Genomic DNA, 20,693 nt, shown 5'->3' with positions numbered 1-20,693 from the left:
CAGGGCAGGACCGGGGTCAGGCCTGCTGCTGGGCGGCTATCAGGCTGGCTGGGCGCAGGTCCGTCCAGTTGGCCTCCACGTAGGAGAGGCAGGCGTCCCGGGTGTCCTCGCCGAAGACGGTCCGCCAGCCCGCCGGCACCTCGGCGAAGGACGGCCACACCGAGTGCTGGTTCTCGTCGTTGACCAGGACCAGGAAGCTGCCCTGCGGGTCCTCGAACGGGTTGGTGGTCATGCGTTTTCACTCCTCGTGGACATAACGGTGAACAGCTCCGAGAGCGGCTGTCCGGGGTTGGCCGCCACATGGCGCAGCAGCGCGTGAAGTTCGTCGGCGAGCTGCCGGGCCTTGGCCCGCCCGAGCAGGTCGGTCGCGTGGATCAGCTCGCAGTGGACCGGCCCGTCGCCGCGCGGCTCGTAGAAGCTGAGCGTGAGCTCAGCCTTCGCCGAGCCCGTCGGCACGGCGTGGAACGCGCCCACGCCGCCTTCGAGCTGTCCGAGGTCCGCCTGCTCATGGTGGATCACCATGACCTGCGGCCCTTCGTCGGGCAGTGCGGTGGCGCGGACGACCGCGTCGAACGGGACGTCCTGCCGGTCCAGGGCGTTGAGTGTGGTCTCCCGCACCCGGCCCAGCAGTTCGGCGAAGGTGGGGTCCCCCGCCGTGTCGGTGCGCAGCACCACGGTGTTGAAGAAGCAGCCGACCAGGTCTGCCAGCTGATCGTCACCGCGGCCGGCCACCATGGTACCGATCGGCAGGTCGGTGCCTGCGCCGTGGGCGGTGAGCAGGGCCGACAGGGCCGAGTGCAGCACCATGAACATGCTGGTGCCGGTGGCCTGCGCCAGTGCGTCCACCTCGGCGTGCAGCTGCTCGTCCAGGACGAAGGAGACGTAGTCTCCGCCCGGGCCGCGGACGGCCGGTGCCTGCGGGCGCGGCCGGTCGCCCGGCAGGTCCAGCTGCTGCGGGATGCCGTCCAGCTGCTGCCGCCACCAGGCGAGCTGCCGTCCGCCGAGGCCGGCGGGGTCGGCGAGGTCGCCGAGGACCCGGTGGGCCCAGTCGGAGTAGTCGGAGTAGTCGACCGGCAGCGGCTGCCACTCGGGGGCCTTGCCCTGCGCCCTGGCCTCGTACGCGGAGGTGAGGTCGCGGAACAGCGGCACCACGGACCATTCGTCCACGGCCAGGTAGTGCGCGGTCAGCAGCAGTGCCTGGGCGCCGTCGGGGCCGGTGAGCAGCCGGGCCCGGAGCGGGGCCTCCCGGGTCAGGTCGGGGTGCAGCGCGGCGAGTTCGGCGAGCCGGGCGTCGAGGTCGGCGCAGCTCTCCTGCTCCAGTGCCGGGTGCGCGGCGGGCTGCCGGTACACGGTGCCTTCCTGCTCGGTGAAGCGGGTGCGGAGCGGCTCGTGGCGGGTCACCACGTCGTCGAGGGCGGCGGCCAGGAAGGCTGCGTCCAGGGCGCCGGGCGAGCGGAGCACCAGGCCGTGGTCGAAGCCGTCCCAGCGCCGGTACGCCGACCACTGCCAGCGCTGTACGGGCGCGAGTACGGGCTCTTCGCCGGCCGGCCGGTCGCCGGCCGGGACCAGGGCCGGGCGGGCTGCGGCGGCGCCGTCGAGCTTGGCGGCGAGGCCCGCGACGGTCAGGGCGTCGAAGACGTCGCGGATGCTGAGCTCGACGCCGAACTCGGAGCGGATCCGGCCGAGCAGACGCATGGAGGCCATGGAGTGGCCGCCCAGGGCGAAGAAGTTGTCGTGGACGCCGACCGCGTCCAGCTGGAGGATCTCGCCGAACAGGTCCGCCAGCCGGGCCTGGGTGGCGTTGGCGGGGCGGGTGTCGCCGGTCATGCCGGACCAGTCGGGCGCGGGCAGCGCCTTGTGGTCGAGCTTGCCGTTGGGGGTCAGCGGCAGCGGGCCGTCGAGCGGCACCACGAGGGCGGGCACCATGTACTCCGGCAGCTGCCCGGCGACGTGCGCCCGCAGTTCCTGCGGGTCGAGTTCACCCTGCTCGGGGACGACGTATCCGACGATCCGGACGATGTCGCCGGCCCGGTCGGGAACGACGGTGGCCTGGCTGACGGCGGGGTGTCCGGCGAGCGCGGCCTCGATCTCGCCGAGCTCGATGCGGAAGCCGCGGATCTTCACCTGGGTGTCGACCCGGCCGAGGAAGTCCAGGTTGCCGTCCCGGCGCCAGCGGGCCCGGTCTCCGGTGCGGTACATCCGGCTGCCGGGGGTGCCGAACGGGTCGGCGACGAACCGCTCGGCGGTCAGGCCGAACCGGCCGAGGTAGCCGCGGGCCAGGCCGCGCCCGGACACGTACAGCTCGCCGACGACACCGGGCGGGACGGGCTGCAGGCGGTCGTCCAGCACGTAGCAGAGGGTGTTGGGGTCCGGGATGCCGATCGGCACCCGGGCGCCGGGCCTCAGCTGCGCGTCCCGGGACGGCCAGAGCGTCGAGTTGACGGTGGCCTCGGTCAGTCCGTACGCGCAGATCAGGTCGGCGGTGGCGCCGAACCGCTCGAACAGGTCCGGCGGCACGGTCTCGGTGCCGACCAGGACGGTCGAACCCTCGGGGAGTTCGCAGCCGGCCGGCAGGGCGGACACCAGGGACGGCGGCAGGATCATGTGGCTGATCGCGTGCTCGGCCAGGAAGTCCGTGAGGGCCGGTCCGGCGACGCGTGCCTCGTCGGTGATGAGGACGAGCCGGCCGCCGTGGCAGAGCGCCATGGCGAGTTCGAAGACGAACACGTCGAACCCGATGGAGGCGAACTGCAGGACGCTGCTGTCGGCCTCCAGGCCCATCCGGTCGACCGCGGTGGCGACCAGGCTGCCGATGCCCTCGTGCGGGACGACGACGCCCTTGGGGCGGCCGGTGGAGCCGGAGGTGTAGATGACGTACGCGGCCTGGTCCAGGACCACCCGGGGGGCGGGCACGGCGGTCTCCGGCAGCTCCGCCAGGGCGGCGGCGGTGCCGGGCCCGTCGAGCAGCAGCACGGGGGTGCCGGTGTCGGGGATCTTCCCGGCGACCGTCTCGGTGCCGACCACCAGGGCGGCCCGGGAGTCCTCGATCATGTAGCTCAGCCGGTCCGCGGGGTGGACCAGGTCGAGCGGCAGGAAGGCGGCGCCGAGCTTCAGGGCGGCCAGCACGGTGGCGATCATGTCCACCGAGCGGGGCACGGCGACTCCGACCACGCTCTCCGGGCCGACGCCGTGCGCGGCCAGCAGGTGGGCGATCCGGTTGGACCGGGCGTCCAGTTCGGCGTAGCTCACCCGGGTGGCGCGCTCGACGACGGCGACCGCGTCGGGGCGCTCGGCGACGTGCCGGGCGAACAGCGCCGGCAGGGACAGCTCGTCGACCTCGCGGGGGGTGCCGTTGAAGCCCTCCAGGACGAGCCGGCGCTCGTCCTCGACCAGCAGCGGGGCGGCGGACACCGGCAGGTCGGGGGCCGCGGCGAGGGCGCCGACCAGGGCGGCCAGGCGCTCGCCGAGGCGTTCGGCGGTCTCCTGGTCGAACAGCTCGGTGGCGAACTCCAGCCGGCAGGCCAGGGAGCCGGTGTCGCCGTCGGCGGCGGTCTGCTCGGTGAAGCTGAAGACCAGGTCGAACTTGGCGGAGCTGATCCGGAAGGGCACGTACTCCACGCCCAGTCCGGCCAGGTCCAGTTCGCCCTCGGTGCGGGCGTGGTAGCCGACCATCACCTGGAACAGCGGGTTGCGGGCCAGCGAGCGGGTCGGGTTCAGCTTCTCCACGACGGCCTCGAAGGGCACGTCGGCGTGCGAGAAGGCGGCCAGGTCGGTGTCCCGGACCCGGCCCAGCAGCTCGGTGAAGCTGGGGTCGCCGCTGAGGTCGGTGCGCAGCACCAGGGTGTTGACGAAGAATCCGACCAGGTCGTCGAGGGCCTCGTCGCTGCGTCCGGCGATGGGCGAGCCGAGCGGGATGTCGGTGCCGGCGCCGATGCGGTGGAGCAGGGTGGCGACGGCCGCGTGCACCACCATGAACATGCTGGCGCCGTTCTCCTTGGCCAGCTGCTTCAGGCCCTGGTAGGCCGCGCCGTCGAACTCGACGTCGAGTTCGGCTCCGGTGAAGGCCGGGCGGGCCGGGCGGGGCCGGTCGGTGGGGAGTTCCAGTTCCTCGGGGGCGCCGTGCAGGGTGGTGTGCCAGTAGTCCAGCTGCCGGGCGGCCAGGCTCTGCGCGTCGGCCGGGTCGCCGAGCAGCTTCTGCTGCCACAGGGCGTAGTCGGCGTACTGGACCGGGAGCGGCTCCCAGTGGGGGGCCGTGCCGGAGCGGCGGGCGGCGTAGGCGGCGGCCAGGTCGCCGAGGAAGGGGCGGTCCGACCATTCGTCGGTGGTGATGTGGTGCAGGAGGATCACGACGACGTGCTCCTCGGGCGCCACCTCGATGACGGTGGCGCGCAGCGGCAGCTCGTTGGCCAGGTCGAACGGGCGGTTGATGGCCGCGTCGACGAGGGCCGCGGCCTCCTCCTCGGAGGCGCGCAGGTGCTCCACCGGCGGGTGGGCCTGCCCGGCGGGCAGGACCCGCTGGTACGCCAGGCCGTCGCGCTCGGCGAAGACGGTGCGCAGGGCCTCGTGGCGGTCGGTCACATCGGCCAGGGCAGCCCGCCAGGCGTCCACGTCGAGGGTGCCGTGCAGCCGCATGACCAGCGGGAAGTTGTAGGCGGCCGAGGTGCACTCGATCTGCTGGATGACCCACAGGCGCTGCTGGGCGTGGGAGAGCGGCAGTTCCTCGGGGCGCTCCCCCGCGGTCAGGGCGGGGCGTCCGGAGGACTGGGCGCCGGCGGCCCGTTCCACCAGCTCGGCCACGGTCGGGGCCTCGAACAGGTCGCGGATGGCGAGTTCCGCCGAGAGGGCGGTACGGGCCCGGGCGACCAGTCGGGTGGCGAGCAGGGAGTGCCCGCCGAGCTCGAAGAAGTCGCTGTCGATGCCGACGCTGCCCTCGGCGAGGCCGAGCACCTCCGCGTACAGCGCGCAGAGGGTCTCCTCCTGCGGGGTCCGGGGGGCCCGGCTGGTGCCGGGGCCGGCGAACTCGGGGGCGGGCAGGGCCTTGGTGTCGAGCTTGCCGTTGACGGTCAGCGGCAGGGTGTCGACGGCCATCAGGGCGGCCGGGACCATGTAGTCGGGCAGGGCGGCCTTGAGGTGGTCGCGCAGGCTCTGGACGAGGGCCTCGCCGCGCTCGGTTCCCTCCTCCGGGACCACATAGCCGACCAGGCGCTTGCCGCCGGCCTGCTCGGCCACGATGACGGCGGCGTGGGCCACGTCGGGGTGTCCGGACAGGGCGGTGGCGATCTCGCCGAGTTCGATGCGGTAGCCGCGGATCTTGACCTGGTCGTCGGTGCGGCCGAGGAAGTCGATCAGGCCGTCGGGCCGCTGCCGGACGAGGTCGCCGGTGCGGTACATGCGCTCGCCGGGGGCGCCGAACGGGTCGGCGACGAACCGTTCGGCGGTCAGCCCGGGCCGGTCGTGGTAGCCGCGGGCCAGGCCGGTGCCGGCGATGTAGAGCTCGCCGGGGCTGCCGGGCGGGACCGGGCGCAGCATGGCGTCCAGGACGTAGCCGCGGGTGTTGCGGATGGGGCGGCCGACGGTGGGGGTGGGGCTGTCGGCGGTGGAGCCGCCGAGGGTGTTGATCGTGTACTCGGTGGGGCCGTACAGGTTGTAGCCGTAGGTGCCCTCGGTGTCGGCGAGCCGGGTCCAGACGGTGTCGGACACGGCCTCGCCGCCGAGCAGGACCAGGGCGGGCCGGTGCTTGCCCGCGTTCTCGTCGTGGTCGAGCAGGCCTTCCTCGATGAGGAGCTGGGCGTAGGTGGGGGTGACGTTGACGACGTCGACCCGGTTGCGGTCGCAGTAGGCGACCAGGGCTTCGGCGTCGCGGCGCAGTTCCTCGTCGCAGACGTGCACCTCGTGGCCCTCGACCAGCCAGAGCAGCTCTTCCCAGGACATGTCGAAGGCGAAGGAGACGGTGTGCGCGATGCGCAGGCGCCGTCCGCCGGCCGCGGCGATCGCCGGGTCGAACACCTCCACCTGGTGGTTGAGCTGCATGTTCGTCAGTCCGCGGTACGGGGTGACGACGCCCTTGGGCTTGCCGGTGGAGCCGGAGGTGTAGATGACGTAGGCCGGGTGCTCCAGCCGGCCGGCGACCGAGTGCGCGAAGGCGGGGCGTTCGGCGTCGGTGATCTCGTCGCCGGGGAGGGCGGCGAGGGCGGCGGCGACGGCCGGGTCGTCCAGGGCCACCTCGGGGGCGAGCGGGCCGGTTGCGGCGCGCAGGGTCGGGGCGACCGCGGTGGTGGAGAGCAGGCACAGCGGCCCGGTGTCCTCGACCATCAGGCGGAGCCGGTCGGCGGGGTGGTCGAGGTCGAGCGGCAGGTAGGCGGCGCCGGTGCGGAGCACCGCGAACAGGGCGACGACCATCTCGATGGAGCGGGGCAGCGCGAGGGCCACGGTCCGCTCCGGGCCGGCCCCGCGGGCCAGCAGCAGCCGGGCCAGCCGGTTGATGCGGGCGTCGAGTTCGGCGTACGTGAGGGCGGTGTCGCCGAAGACGAGGGCGACGGCGTCCGGGGTGCGGGCGACCTGTGCGGCCAGCATGTCGGCGACGGTCTCGTTCGGGACCGGTTCGTTGCTGGCGGCCCAGGCGGCGGTGAGCGCGGCGTGCTCGCCGGGCAGCAGCAGGTCCAGGCCGCCGACCGGGGCGGTGAGGTCGCCGAGGAGGCGCTCGACCAGGGTCCGGTAGCGGTTCAGGGTGGCCGCGGCCTGCTCGTCGTCGATCAGGTCGGGGCGGTACTCCAGCTTGACCTGGACCCGCTCGGCCGGGTTGACGATCAGGGTCATCGGGTAGTGGGTGGCGTCGACGCTGCCCACTCCGGTGATGCCGTGCCGCTCGGTGAGCTCGCGGAAGGCGCCCTCGTCGGCGAAGTTCTGCAGGACGTACAGGGTGTCGAAGAGGACGGGGTGGCCGCCGGCCCGCTGGAGCTCGGCCAGGCCCAGGTACTCGTGGTCCATCAGGGCCATGCGCTCGGACTGCACCCGGCGCAGGAGTTCCGCAACGGTCTCCTGGGGGCGCAGGGTGATCCGCAGCGGCACGGTGTTGAGGAACATGCCGATGGTGGTGTCGGCTCCGGACACATCGGCGGGGCGGCCCGCGACGGTGGCGCCGAACACCACGTCCTCGCGGCCGACGGCGGCCGACAGGACGAGCGCCCAGGCAGCGGAGAGCACGGCGTTGATGGTCAGGCCGTGTTCGCGGGCGGAGCCGCGCAGCCGGTCGCTGAGGTCGGCGCCGAGGTCCAGGGAGTGGCGGCGCGGGATGGTCGGCTCGCCGCCGCGGCCCCGGGCGACCAGGGTGGGCTCCTCGAGTCCGGCCAGGGCGGTGCGCCAGGTGGCGCGGGCGGCGTCGAAGTCCTGCGCGTCGAGCCAGCTCAGGTAGTCGCGGTAGCTGCCGGGGGTGCGCATCCCGGTGTCGTCGCCGGCCGCCGCGTAGAGGGCGAGCAGCTCGTCCAGGAAGAGGGACTGGGACCAGCCGTCCCAGGCCACCAGGTGGTGGCTGAGCATCAGGCGGTCGGTGTTCTCGGTGAGCCGGATCAGCTGGAGCCGGAACAGCGGGGGCCGGTCCAGCTCGAAGCGGCGCAGCCGGTCGGCGTCGGAGATCTCGGCGAGCCGGGCCTGCCGCTGCTCCTCGGTGAGCCCGGTCAGGTCGGTCTCGGTGAGCGGGACGGGGACCTCGGCGGCCGGGCCGACAAACTGCACGGGGGCGGTCAGGCCGTCGGAGGTGATGCCGGCGCACAGGCTGGGGTGCCGGGCGAGCAGGGTGGCGCAGGCGGCGCGCAGCCGGTCCAGGTCGAGCCGGACGCCGAAGTCGAAGCAGTCCTGGGCGGTGTAGACGTCCAGGCCGTCGGTGTCGTAACTGGCGTGGAAGTGGATGCCCTCCTGGAGCGGGGACAGCGGCCAGATGTCGGCGACGGGCACCGGGCTGACCTGCTCGATCCGGTCGATCTCGGCCTGGGTGAGGCGGACGAGCGGCAGGTCGGAGGGGGTGAGGGCGCGGGTGGCCGAGCCGGTTCCGGCGGCCTGGGCGACGAGTGCGCGCAGGGCGTCGGCCCAGGCCAGGGCGAGGGCGTGGACGTCCTGTTCGGCGAGGGTCTGCCCGGCGGGCCAGGTCCAGGTGGCCCGCAGTTCGGGGCCGTGCGGGGTGTCCGCGCACACCGCGTTGATCTGGAGCGGGTACGGCATGGCGAGGTCGGCGTCCGGTTCCACGGCCAGGGCGTCGGATTCGGCGGCGGGCGCCCAGTCGACGGTCTGGTCGGCGGGCAGCCGGCCGAAGTAGTTGAACAGCACCTGGGCGGTGGACAGCTGGGCGAACACCGGGGCGAGCTGCGGGTTGAGGTAGCGCAGCATGCCGTAGCCGGCGCCGGAGTCGGGGGCCGAGCGGACGGCTTCCTTGACCAGCTTGAGGGTGTCCAGGGCGGTGTCGGCGGCAGCGGCGGGCAGCCGGACCGGGTGCAGGCCGGTGAACCAGCCCACGGTGCGGGACAGGTCCAGGCCGGTGCCGTCACGGCCGTGCCGCTCCAGGTCGACCAGCAGGTCGGCGCCGGGGGCGGTGCCGCGGTCGGCGTGCCAGTGGGAGACCGCCAGCCGCAGGGCGGCGAGCAGCACCTCGGTGACGTCGGCGCCGGCGGTGGCCGGGACCGCGGTCAGCAGGGCGCGGGTCTCCTCGGTGGACAGGGTGACGGTGTGGTCCTGCGCGGCTCCGGCGGTGCCGGTCCGGCCGGCGCCCGGGACCAGCTCGGCGCCGGGGGCCAGGGTCTTGGCCCAGTACGGGAGTTCGGCCTGCCGCTGCGGGGAGGTGGCCTGCTCGGCGATCTCCCGGGCGAAGCGGCGCAGCGAGGACGGGACGGGCTCCAGCTCGGGCTGCTGCCCCTGGGCGACGGCCGCCCAGGCGGCGGCGAGGTCGCCGAGGAGGACCCGCCAGGACACGCCGTCGATCACCAGGTGGTGGACGACGAGCAGCAGCCGGCCGGGGGTGCCGGTGCCCGCGTCGAACCAGACGGCCTGCAGCATGACTCCGGTGTCGGGGTCGAGGCGGCCGGCGGCGGCGTCCGACTCCCGGGTGATCACGGCGCGCAGGGCGGTCTCGTCGAGTCCGGCGGCGTCGACGCGGTGCAGCAGGGCGGCGGCGTCCACGCTGCCGGCCGGGGTGGTGGCGGCGGACCAGAGGGCGGGGATGGCCGGGCCGAGGTCCATCCGGGTCAGGGTGGTACGCAGGGCGTCGTGGTGGTCCAGGACGGTCTGGAGGACCCGGGTGAGGGTGGCGGTGTCGGCCGCCGCGGGCGACTGGAGCAGCATCGACAGGTTGAACCGGCCGATGGGCCCGCCGTCCTCGCGGAGCTGGTGGACGATCGGGAGCAGGGTGATGTCGCCGACCCCGTCGGTGTCGGCCGCCGGTGCGGCCGGGGTGCCGGCGGAGCCGCCCGAGGCGGCGGCGAGGGCGGCCGGGGTGCGGTGTTCGAACACCTCGCGGGGGCTGACCGACAGTCCGGCCTTGCGGGCCCGGCTCGCGACGGACATGGAGAGGATGCTGTCGCCGCCGAGCATGAAGAAGTCCTCGTCGGCTGCGACCTCGTCGAGGCCGAGCACCTCGGCGAAGATCGCGCAGAGCTGCTGCTCACGGGACTCGCGGGTGTCGAGGGTGCCGCGGGTGCCGCCGGTGGTGCGTCCGGCCTTGCGGCGGACCTCGGGGGCGGGCAGCGCCTTCAGGTCGGTCTTGCCGCCCGGGGTGAGCGGCAGCGCGTCGAGGGCGACGAAGTGGCTGGGCACCATGGGCGCGGGCAGCTTGACGGCCAGCGCGGTGCGCACGGCCTCGGTGTCGAAGCCGGCCGCGGTCGCGCCGGGGGCCGGGACCAGGTAGGCCACCAGCTGCTTGACTCCGCGCTCGTCGTCGCGGGCGACGACCACCGCATCGCCGACGGCCGGCTCGTCCCGCAGCCGGGCTTCGATTTCCCCGAGTTCCACTCGGTTTCCCCTGATCTTGACCTGGTGGTCGGTGCGCCCGAGGTAGGTGAGCACGCCGTCGCCACTGAACTGGACCATGTCTCCGGTGCGGTACATCCGCGCACCCGGACCGCCGAACGGGTCGGCGACGAACCGCTCCGCGGTGAGCGCGGTGCGTCCGTGGTAGCCGCGGGCGAGTTGGGCGCCCGCGATGTAGAGCTCGCCCGGCTCGCCCGGGGCCACCGGGCGCAGGTACCGGTCGAGGACGTGGAGCTGGGTGTTCCACACCGGGCGTCCGATGGGCACGGTGCCCTCTTCGCCGGCCTCGGTCCCCGCCTGCCAGCTGGTCACCTGGATGACCGCCTCGGTGGGCCCGTACACGTTGTGGAGGGGGACGCCGGTGCGTTCCTGCCAGCGCCGGGCGAGCGGCACCGGGAGGGCCTCGCCGCCGCTGAACGCCCGGCGCAGGCTCGCCCACCAGGGGGCGCCGTCCACCTCTTCGGCGAGCAGGGCGGTGTAGAGGGAGGGCACCAGGTCGACGTTGGTGACCTGTTCGGCGCGGATCAGTTCGGCGAGGTAGGCCGGGTCGCGGTGGCCGTCCGGCCGGGCGATGACCACGGTGCCGCCGGTGAACAGCGGTACGAACATCTCCTGGACGGAGGGGTCGAAGCTGGTCGAGTACTGGTGCAGCACCCGCTCGCCGGGGCCGAAGCCGAACCGCTCGGCGGTCCAGGCCAGCTGGCCGACGACGCCGCGGTGCGGCACGACCACGCCCTTGGGCAGGCCGGTGGAGCCGGAGGTGTACATCACGTAGGCGGCGCCGTCCGGGTCGACGGGCGCGAGCACGGTGCCCTCGGGCGCGGCCGTGGCGGCGCGGGGGCCGTCGAGCAGGAGGGGGGTGACCGTTCCGAGGGTGCCGAGCGCGGGCAGCTTCGCCAGGGCGGCCTCGGTGGCGACGACGGTGCGGGCACCGGAGTCGGACAGCAGGTGGCGGACCCGGTCGGCCGGGTAGTCCACGTCGACGGGCAGGTACGCGGCGCCGGCCTTGAGGACGCCCAGCAGGGCGGTCAGGGTCGCGGCGGAGCGGGGCACGGCGACGGCGACCACGGACTCGGCCGCCACCCCGGCGGCGGCGAGCCGGCGGGCCAGCGCCTCGGCGCGGGCGTCGAGTTCGGCGTACGTGGTCCGGCCGTCCTCGTCGATCAGCGCGACGGCGTCGGGGGTACGGCGGACCTGCTCGGCGAAGGCCCCGTGCACGGTCGTGCCGGGCATCACGTGGGCGGCCCCGGCGAGGCTGACAAGGAGGTCTCGGCGTTCCGCCTCGCTCTGGGCGGCGATCCGGCCGACCGGCAGCTGCGGGTCCGCGGTGACCTGGGCGAGTACGGACCGGAGCCGGCCGGCGAAGCGGGCGGCGGCGGTGGCGTCCAGCCGGGCCGGGTCGTGGTCCAGCTGGAGCCGGAGCCGTTCGCCGGGCAGCACGGTGAGGGCGAGCGGGTAGTGCACGGAGTCGCGGATCTCGGAGCCGACGATGCGGACGAGGCCCTGCGGGTCGGCGGGTTCGCCGGCCTCGGGCAGGTTCTCGACCACGACCAGGGCGTCGAACAGGTCGCCGCGGCCGACGGCCCGCTGGATCTCGGCGAGGCCCAGGTGCTGGTGGTCGAGCAGGTCGGCCTGGCCGTCCTGGAACCGGGCCAGGACCTCGGCGAGGGGCTGCTCGGGGCGCCAGCCCAGGCGGGCCGGCACGGTGTTGATGAGCAGGCCGACCAGGGTCTCGATGTGCTCGACGGGGGCCTGGCGGCCGGAGACGGTGGTGCCGAGGACCAGGTCGTGGGAGCCGACGACATCGCCGAGGACCAGGCCGAACGCGCCCTGGACGACGGTGGAGAGGGTGAGTCCGAGGCTGCGGAGCCGGGCGGTGAGCGCCTCGGTTTCGGCGGCGGTCAGGTCCAGGGTGATCCGGCCGGTGCCGGCCTCGGCCCCGGCCGCGTCGGCGGCGCGGAACGGCAGGCCGGCGGGGGTGTCGAGGCCGGCCAGGGCCGTGCGCCAGGCCTCGCGGGCCAGTTCGCGGTCGCGGCCGGCCAGCCAGCCGGCGTAGGCGCGGTAGGCCGGGTCGGGTGCGGTGGCCGGGGCGGGGGTTCCGGGCCGGTAGCCGTCCAGGAGTTCCCGCATGACCAGGGAGACGGACCAGCCGTCCACGATGATGTGGTGCATGGTCAGCACCAGCAGGGAGCGCTGTCCGTCGAGCCGGACCAGGGCGGCCCGCATCAGCGGCGGGGTGCCGAGGTCGAAGCCGTGGTCCCGTTCGGCGGTGGTGATCTCGGCCACCGCGGCGGTCTGCCGGGCCGGGTCGAGGCCGGTGAGGTCGTCGAACCGCCAGGGCAGTTCGACGCGGGCGCCGATGACCTGGACGACCGGGCCGTCCGGGTGCTGGCGGAAGGCGGCGCGCAGCAGCGGGTGCCGGTCGAGCAGGCGCTGGACGGCGGCCCGGAGGGCTTCCGGGTCCACGTCGCCGGCGAGTTCGACGGTGTCCTGGACGGCGTAGCCGTCGGCGCCGCCGCGGTCCATGGCCGCGTGGAAGAAGAAACCTTCCTGGAGCGGGGTGGCGGGGACCACGTCCAGCAGTTCGCCGACTCCGGCGGTGAACTCGGTCCGGTCGGCGTCGGTGAGCGGGACCAGGGAGAACGGCTCGGGCAGCGCGGCACCGGCCTGCGGCGGCTGCGGGGCCTCGCCGGCGGCGCGGGCCAGGGCGGCCACCGTACGGAGCCGGAACACCTCGCGGGGGCTGATCGCAAGACCGGCCGCCCGGGCCCGGGTGACCAGCTGGATGGCGACGATGCTGTCGCCGCCGAGCTCGAAGAAGCTGTCGTGGACGCCGACCGAGGGCAGTCCGAGGACCTCGGCGAACAGGGCGGCCAGGGTGGCCTCGGCCGGGGTGGTGGGGGCCGCGTCACCGGTCATCGCGGTCCACTGCGGGTCCGGCAGGGCGCGGGCGTCGAGCTTGCCGTTGGGGGTCAGCGGCAGCGGGCCGTCCATGCGGACGACGGCCGAGGGGACCATGTAGTCGGGCAGGCCCTGAGCGGCCTCGGCGCGGGCGGCGGTGACGGCCGCCTCGGCACCGGCGGTGTCCAGGGAGGCGTCGGCGACCAGGTAGGCGACCAGCCGCTTGGCGGAGCGCTGGTCCTCGCGGACCAGGACGGCGGCCTGGGCGATGCCCTGGCAGGCCATGAAGGCGCTCTCGATCTCGCCGGGCTCGATGCGGTGGCCGCGGATCTTGATCTGGCCGTCGGCGCGGCCGAGGAAGTCGAGGTTGCCCTCGGCGGTCCAGCGGACCCGGTCTCCGGTGCGGTACATACGGGTGCCGGGCTCGCCGAACGGGTCGGCGACGAAGCGCTCGGAGGTCAGGCCGAACCGGCCGAGGTAGCCGCGGGCCAGGCCGCGCCCGGCGACGTACAGCTCGCCCTCGACGCCCACCGGGACCGGCCGCAGGGCGGAGTCCAGGACGTAGGCACGGGTGTTGGGGTCGGGCTCGCCGATCGGGACGGGGCCCTGGTGGCCGGCTTCGGCGACCCAGAGGGTGGAATTGACGCTCGCCTCGGTCAGGCCGTAGGCGACGACGATCTGGAGGCGGTGGGACCAGCGGGCGATGAGCTCGCTCGGCACGGCCTCGGTGCCGACGACGAGGACGGCGCCCTCGGGCAGTTCGCAGTCCTGCGGCAGCGCCGACACCAGGGAGGGCGGCAGGATCATGTGGGTGGCCCGGTGCTCGGCTATGTAGTCGGTGAGCGCGGGGCCGGCGACGCGGCGTTCGGTGGGGACGACGATGATCCGGCCGCCGACGCACAGGGACATGATCAGGTCCCAGACCGTCACGTCGAAGCCGACGGAGGCGAACTGGACCACCCGGCTGCCGGCCGTGATGCCGATGCGCTCGGTGGCGGTGGCGATCAGGCTGCCGACGCCGTCGTGGGGGACGACGACGCCCTTGGGACGGCCGGTGGAGCCGGAGGTGTAGATGACGTACGCGGCCCGGTCGAGCGGGATGGCGAGGCCGGGGGCGGCCGGGTCCTGCGCGGCGAGCTCGGCGGCGGTCTCCGGGTCGTCGAGCGTCAGCAGGGTGGTGCCCGGCAGCCCGGGCAGGCCCTCGGCCTGTTCGCGCGCGGTGACCACGGTGCGGGCGCCGGCGTCCTCGAGCATGTAGGCGAGGCGGTCCTGCGGGTGGTCGGAGTCCAGCGGCAGGTAGGCGGCGCCGGCCTTCATCACCGCGAGGAGGGCGGTGACCAGCTCGGGCGAGCGCGGCAGCGCCACGCCGACCACGTCCTCGGCCCCGACGCCGCGGGCGGCGAGCAGGCGGGCCAGCCGGTTGGCGGCGGCGTCCAGCTCCGCGTAGGTCAGTTCGCGGTCCTCGCAGACCAGGGCGACGGCCTCCGGGCTGCGGCGGACCTGCGCCTCGAAGGCGGCCGGCCAGGACAGCTCCGGGGATTCGCTCGGGGAGGTGCCGAAGTCCTCCAGCAGCCGCGTGCGTTCGGCGGCGGTGGTGAGTTCGAGGTGGCCGACGGGCCGGGCGGGGTCCTCGGCGAAGGCGTCGAGGAGGATGCCGAAGCGCTCCTGGTGGGCGACGAGGGCGTCTTCGGTGCACTGGTCGGCGTCGGCGTCGAAGAGGATGCGGACGGCGCCGCGGACGGATTCGCCGACGCTGACGGCGAGGTCGCTGGCCGCGCCGAGCCACTGGGGGCGCAGGTCGGAGTAGTGGTCGCGGAAGCGCAGCCAGTCGGTGCCGGGCAGGATGTTGACGGTGGGTCCGACGAGTTCGGCCACGCCCTCGACCAGGCCGAGTTCCTTGGCCAGGTCCTCGGAGCGGTAGCGGCCGTGGGCGACGGCCTCGGCGATCCGCTCGTCGGTCTGCGCCAGCAGTTCGGCGACGGTCGTGCCGGGGTGCACGACCAGCCGCAGCGGCACGATGTTGGAGACCATGCCGGGGACGCCCAGCACGCTGCGGTCCTGCCGGCTGGTGACGGGCAGGCCGAGGACCAGGTCCTGCTCGCCGGTGGTCCGGTGCAGGTAGGCGGCCACGGCGGCGATCAGCAGCCGGGACACCCGGACCCCCGAGGCCCCGGCGGCGGCCTTGAGGCGGTCGGTGTCGGCCACGGACAGTTCGGTGGTGCGCCGGTAGCGCTTGGAGATGAGCTTCGGGCCGGGCTCGACCAGGCGGACCGGCTGCGGCCGGTCGCCGAGGCGCTCCAGCCAGTACGCGCGGTCGGCGGCGTACGCCTCGGAGGCCCGGTAGGCCTGCTCGGAGGCGGCGAGCCGGGTCATGTCCCAGTCGACGGGAGCGGCCGGGCGGACGTCGCTGTAGAGCTCTCCGGCCCGGCGGGAGAGCAGGCCGATGCTCACGCCGTCGATGACGAGGTGGTGGTAGCACTGGTGCCACAGCACCCGGTCGTCGGCGAGCCGGAGCAGGGTGTGGGAGAACAGCGGGCCGTCCGCGAGGGCAGCGGGGCGGGCGCGGTGGGCGCTCATCCACTCCCAGGCCGCGTCCTCCACGTCCTCGGGGGCGGCTGCCGTGCGCAGGTCGACGACGGGGACGTCGACCGCGTGGCGGCGGGGAAGCTGACGGGGGCTGCCGTCCTCGGCCGTTTCGAAGACGACGTGCAGGCAGTCCGCCTCCTCGACCACCTGCCGCACGGCGGCGGTCAGGCGGTCGAGGTCGACGTCACCGCGCAGTTCCAGGGTGAACGAGACGTTGAAGGCCGAGCTGTCCGGCTCGATCTGCTGAGCAAGCCAAATTCCGGACTGCCCACCGGTGACGGGTACCCCGGCGGCAGAAGTCCGGTCCGACTCGGCGTCAAACATCGTTCAGAAGGCCTTTCCCTGGTCGTGCGTCAGTACTGCTGGTGCGTTACTTGATGGCTTCGAGCCGCGGCACCACCTGGTCGATGGCGTACGGGATGCTCAGCACGGTGTTGAAGGACAGCGCGGCGCCGATGTCCGGGCTGTCGTAGGGCAGGAAGAGGTCGCGCTTCTCCTGGCTGGCCTTGGTCTTGACGTACAGCGGGTCGGCCTTCATGGCCTTCTCGGTGTCCGGGGTGCCCAGCCACACGACCCGGTCGGCCTCCATGACGTCGAGGCGCTCGGAGCTGAGGTCGGCGATGTTCTCCTTGCCCAGGGCGGCGCGGTAGGCGTCGGTGGTGCCGAAGCCCATGCCGGCGAAGAACTTCAGCTTGGGGTCGTTCGGGGAGAACGCGGAGAACTTGCCCGGCTCGTAGGGCTCGCCGACGGAGACCGTCTTGCCCTTCCACTCCGGGTGCTTGTCGCTGACGGCCTTGAACTTGGCGTCGATGCCGGAGATCAGCTTCTCGGTCTCGGCGTTCTTGCCGAGCGCCTTGCCGATCTGCTGGGTCATCACCTTCCAGTCGGCCTGGTAGTCCTCGGCGCCCTTGGGCTGCGCGACCACCTTGGCGATCTTGGAGAGGGTGTCGTACTGCTCCTTCTTCATGCCCGAGTACTGGGCGATGATCAGGTCCGGCTTGAGGGCCGCGATCTTCTCCATGTTGTACTCGTCGCGCTCGCCGACGACCTGCGGCGGGGTGGAGCCCCACAGGTCCTTCGCCCACGGCCACTTGCCGTACGGGGCCTCCTTGAACCAGTCCACCGCGCCGACCGGCTTGATGCCGAGGGCGAGGACCGCGTCCTGGTCGGACAGGCCGAGGGTGACGATCTTCTTCGGCTCGGCGGAGATGGTGGTGCTGCCGTACTTGTGGTCCACGGTCACCGGGAAGGCACCGGCGGCCTTGGTGTCGCCGGAAACGGCGGGCTTGGACTCGGACTTCTCGTCACCACCGCCACAGGCGCTGAGGACGAGGGCGGCGGCTGCGGCGATTGCCACGCGGGGGACGTTCCTGACGACTCTCGTCAGCGCGGGGCGCTTACCAACGGACACGGGTGTTCCTTTCACGGGGGTGTTTCACAGTGCGCAGACCACCGGCCCGGTGCGATGGAAACACCGGGCAGGCGCAACGGTCGTGGGGATGCTAGAGCGTCGAACCGATTTCGTCGGCAGCGCGCTCGGCCTGGGCGAGCGGGGCCCGGCCGTTCGCGACGATCGAGTCGAGGATCTCGCCGACCCGGACCGCGGTGTTCGACAGCAGGGACGAGGTGATGCCGTGCGTGTGCTCGGTGCCGCCCTGCAGGTAGATGCCGCAGTTGAGTTCGGGGTCGGTGGTGATGCGGTAGTCGCGCTCCACCCGGACCCGGCCCTGCTCGTCGCGCTGGCAGTACTGCTCGACCTCGCCGAGGAGGCCGAGGGCGTCGGCGGAGCGGTATCCGGTCGCGTAGACCAGGACGTCGGCGTCCAGCGGGGTCTTCTCCCCCGTGACGAGCGACTCGACGGTGACCCGGACCTTGTCGGGGGTCTCCATGACCTCGGTCAGCCGGGACACCTTCAGGAAGCGCAGGCGCTCGGTGCCGAGCACCTTCTCCTGGTACTCCTGGCGGTAGAGGTCGTCGATCAGGTCGATGTCCACCACGGAGTAGTTGGTGTTGCCGTGGTAGCCGATCAGCTTCTGCTTGATCTCCTCCGGCGCGATGAAGTACTCGTCCACGGCGGCCGGGTCGAAGATGCGGTTGGCGAAGCTGCTGTCGTCCGCGGGGCTGTAGCCGTAGCGCGAGAAGACGGCGCAGACCTCGGCCTCGGGGAAGGTCCGGTGCAGGTACGCGACGTTCTCGGCGGCGCTCTGGCCGGCGCCGACCACGATGAAGCGGCGGGGGTCGGTGCCCTTGAGGCCCTCGACCTTGCCCAGCAGGTCGGAGTTGTGCCAGACCCGGTCGGTACGGTCGACGCCCTCGGGCATCCGCGGCGTCAGGCCGGTGCCGACGACCAGGTTGCGGGCCCGGTGGACCACGAGCTCCGAGCCGGAGCGGGCGGTGACGTCCATGTACTGGACGACGCCGTCCTCGACGACGGGGCGGACGGCGACGACCTCGGAGCCATAGGAGACCATGTCGTCGACCTTGGCCGCGGCCCACTGGAAGTAGTCGTGGAACTCCACGCGCAGCGGGAAGAGGTTCTTGTGGTTGACGAAGTCGATCAGTCGGCCCTTGCTCTGCAGGTAGCAGAGGAAGCTGTATTCGCTGGTCGGGTTCCGGAGGGTCACCAGGTCCTTGAGGAAGGACACCTGCATCGTGGCATCGTCGATGAGCATGCCGCGGTGCCAGCCGAACTCCGGCTGGCGCTCGAAGAAGTGAGCAGTGACCGCCTCCTGCCGTCCGACGCTTGCGTTGTGCTCGCTGAGCGCGATCGCCATGGCCACATTGGAGGGGCCGAAGCCGATTCCGATGAGGTCGTGGATCAAAGGTGCGTCGTCAGGAAGAGCCTGTGACATGTCACTCCCAATCGTGCGGGGCAGCCGCTTGTCAGGCGCTGGGGGAACCAGGGGAAACCTAAAGCCGGGCACACCGAAGGACGGCGACCCGATTACTTAGGCAAGGCTAACCTGATCTTTTCGGCCTGTCGACCGGGCATATCGGACGCCGACAACAGGCTTCGGCTTGAACTCCGCCCGAAGCGGGCTGGATTCGAGTCCGATTCCGTACCAAATCGGACCCCGTTGCACACTTAGGTAAGCCTTGCTTTACTTACCCTCGATTCATCACTGCTCTGAGGAGGAACCCTATGCGGGTCGTCATGTTCGGTTATCAGACCTGGGGGCACCGCACCCTGCAAGCTCTCCTGGACTCCGAGCACGACGTGGTGATGGTCGTGACCCACCCCAAGAGCGAGCACGCGTACGAGAAGATCTGGAGCGATTCCGTCGCCGACCTCGCCACGGAGCACAACGTGCCCGTGGTCATCCGCAACCGCCCGGACGACGACGAGCTGTTCGCCCGCCTCCAGGAGGCCGAGCCGGACATCATCGTCGCCAACAACTGGCGGACCTGGATCCCGCCGCGGATCTTCGGCCTGCCCCGGTACGGCACGCTCAACGTCCACGACTCGCTGCTGCCGAAGTACGCCGGCTTCTCCCCCATCATCTGGGCCCTCATCAACGGCGAGTCCGAAGTGGGCGTCACCGCGCACATGATGGACGACACCCTCGACGCCGGGGACATCGTCCTGCAGCAGGCCGTGCCGGTCGGACCCACCGACACCGCCACCGACCTGTTCCACAAGACCGTCGACCTGATCGCCCCGGTCACGGTCGGCGCGCTCGACCGGATCGCGGCCGGTGAGACCGACTTCACCCCGCAGGACCGCTCGCAGGCCAGCTTCTTCCACAAGCGGGCCGAGGAAGACATCCGGATCGACTGGAACTGGTCCGCCGAGGAGCTGGAGCGCCTGGTGCGCGCCCAGTCCGCGCCCTACCCGGCCGCCTTCACCTACCACCGGGGCCGGCGGCTGGAGATCCTCGCCGCGACCGTCTCCGAGGGCCGGTACGGCGGCACGCCCGGCCGCATCTTCTACCGCGAGGGCAACGGCGTGGTGATCGTGGCCGGCGCCGACGCCCGCACCGGCCGCAACCACGGCCTCGCCATCACCCGGGTCCGCACGGAGGACGGCGAGGAGATGTTCGCCACCGACTACTTCACCAGGATGGGCGGCTACCTCACCGGCCGCCGCTAGTGCTGTGACCGGAAAGGTTTGCCGGCCCGCGGCGCCCGGCACGGCACCTCGTCCCCCAGCTACCGCTGGGAGGTGCCCCCAGCGTTGTCGGGCCACGCAAGTACGTCCAGTACGAGCCGTGGCCCTCCGCCTTGCGATGCGTCCCCTAGGCCCTGCGGGCCTGGGGAGGCCCCATGCACCGGACGCCGCGGGCCTACCGGCAAACCTTCCGGGTCACAGCACTAGGCGCCAGTCGCCCCCAGACCGCCGGCTTCCCCTCCATGGCCCCGGGGACGCCGGTCGTCGCCGCCGCGCGGACTGCCCTGTCCGCGCGGCGGCGATGCCTTTCCGCCCCTGCGAGGGAGAGCAGAGCAATGGAGCAGCCCGTCTTCTCCGGTACGGCCCACGACCCGGCCGGGGCCACGTTCGCCGTCATCGGTGTGTCCAACAGACCGGCCGACTGGGCCCAGATCTTCCGGGTCATCGGGACCATGGAGCCGGCGGCGGACGGGCAGGGCGGGCCTGACGGTCCGCCGGCGGGCGCGGACGGCGCCCAGCCGGGCGTGCTGGGGCTGAACGCCTATCTCCTGTACGCCGTCGGCAAGCACGCCCGCCGCAGACTCACGGAACGGCTCGGTGCGCACGGGCTGCGGCTCTGGCACCTGACCGTGATGGACCTGCTGGCCGAGCTCGGTCCGCAGGCCAAAGGAGCCCTGGCGGCCCGGCTGGACATGAACGCCAGCGATCTGGTCAAAGTCGTGAACGAACTGACCAGAAGGGACTACGTGGTCTGCGTCCGGGACACCGATGACCGTCGCCGGATCCTGGTCCTGCTGACCCCGGCCGGAAAGGCCGCCCTGGACCGGATCAACGCCGAGATCGCCACCGCCGACGAAGACCTCCTCGCCCCGCTGAGCGCGGCGGACCGCACCCGCCTGACCACCCTCCTCCAGCGCGTCCACGGCCACCTCGCCCCGGCGCCGGCTCCGGCTCCGGCTCCGGACCCGCCCGCCGCCCGCTCCTGACGAGAAGAAACGTCACTCCACCCAGACGCTGCACCGCCGGGAACCCACGGGAACCCACCGGCCCCGCCGTCCGACTACTCCTATTGGCAGGTGGCCGACGG

Annotated in this window: 6 protein-coding genes; 2 read left to right on the top strand and 4 right to left on the bottom strand. The window is 73.0% G+C overall.

Going from position 1 to position 20,693, the window contains the following annotated elements:
• Window positions 1-16: 16 nt before the first annotated feature.
• The 4 genes from DEJ50_RS29245 to DEJ50_RS29230 form a co-directional block, all read right to left on the bottom strand.
• The gene (locus DEJ50_RS29245; RefSeq protein ID WP_150211068.1) at window positions 17-232 is read right to left on the bottom strand and encodes an MbtH family protein; all 216 of its coding nucleotides are present in this window, start codon (window positions 230-232) and stop codon (window positions 17-19) included.
• A complete protein-coding gene (locus DEJ50_RS29240; RefSeq protein ID WP_150211067.1) occupies window positions 229-15,822 on the bottom strand; it encodes a non-ribosomal peptide synthetase in 15,594 nt (5,197 codons plus the stop codon). Before DEJ50_RS29240 ends, DEJ50_RS29245 begins: the two co-directional genes overlap by 4 nt.
• A 46-nt stretch (window positions 15,823-15,868) precedes the next feature.
• Window positions 15,869-16,855: an iron-siderophore ABC transporter substrate-binding protein gene (locus tag DEJ50_RS29235; RefSeq protein WP_150211066.1), complete on the bottom strand. Its 987-nt coding sequence runs from the start codon at window positions 16,853-16,855 to the stop codon at window positions 15,869-15,871.
• Window positions 16,856-17,000: 145 nt separating this feature from the next.
• Window positions 17,001-18,350 (bottom strand): lysine N(6)-hydroxylase/L-ornithine N(5)-oxygenase family protein, encoded by a 1,350-nt coding sequence (locus DEJ50_RS29230; RefSeq protein ID WP_150211065.1) that lies wholly within the window; start codon window positions 18,348-18,350, stop codon window positions 17,001-17,003.
• A gap of 290 nt (window positions 18,351-18,640) precedes the next feature.
• Here DEJ50_RS29230 and DEJ50_RS29225 point away from each other — a divergent pair, with 290 nt between their 5' ends.
• Together DEJ50_RS29225 and DEJ50_RS29220 are read left to right on the top strand one after the other, a co-directional pair.
• Window positions 18,641-19,588 carry a methionyl-tRNA formyltransferase gene (locus tag DEJ50_RS29225; protein ID WP_150211064.1) on the top strand — a complete coding sequence of 316 codons (948 nt, stop codon included), beginning with the start codon at window positions 18,641-18,643 and terminating at the stop codon, window positions 19,586-19,588.
• 353 nt (window positions 19,589-19,941) lie between these two features.
• Window positions 19,942-20,592: a MarR family winged helix-turn-helix transcriptional regulator gene (locus tag DEJ50_RS29220; protein ID WP_150211063.1), complete on the top strand. Its 651-nt coding sequence runs from the start codon at window positions 19,942-19,944 to the stop codon at window positions 20,590-20,592.
• Window positions 20,593-20,693: the final 101 nt, after the last annotated feature.

Origin of the sequence: Streptomyces venezuelae (genome assembly GCF_008642295.1) — a bacterium.
GTDB lineage: Bacteria > Actinomycetota > Actinomycetes > Streptomycetales > Streptomycetaceae > Streptomyces > Streptomyces venezuelae_C.
This window is presented reverse-complemented; position numbering and strand designations above follow the sequence as displayed.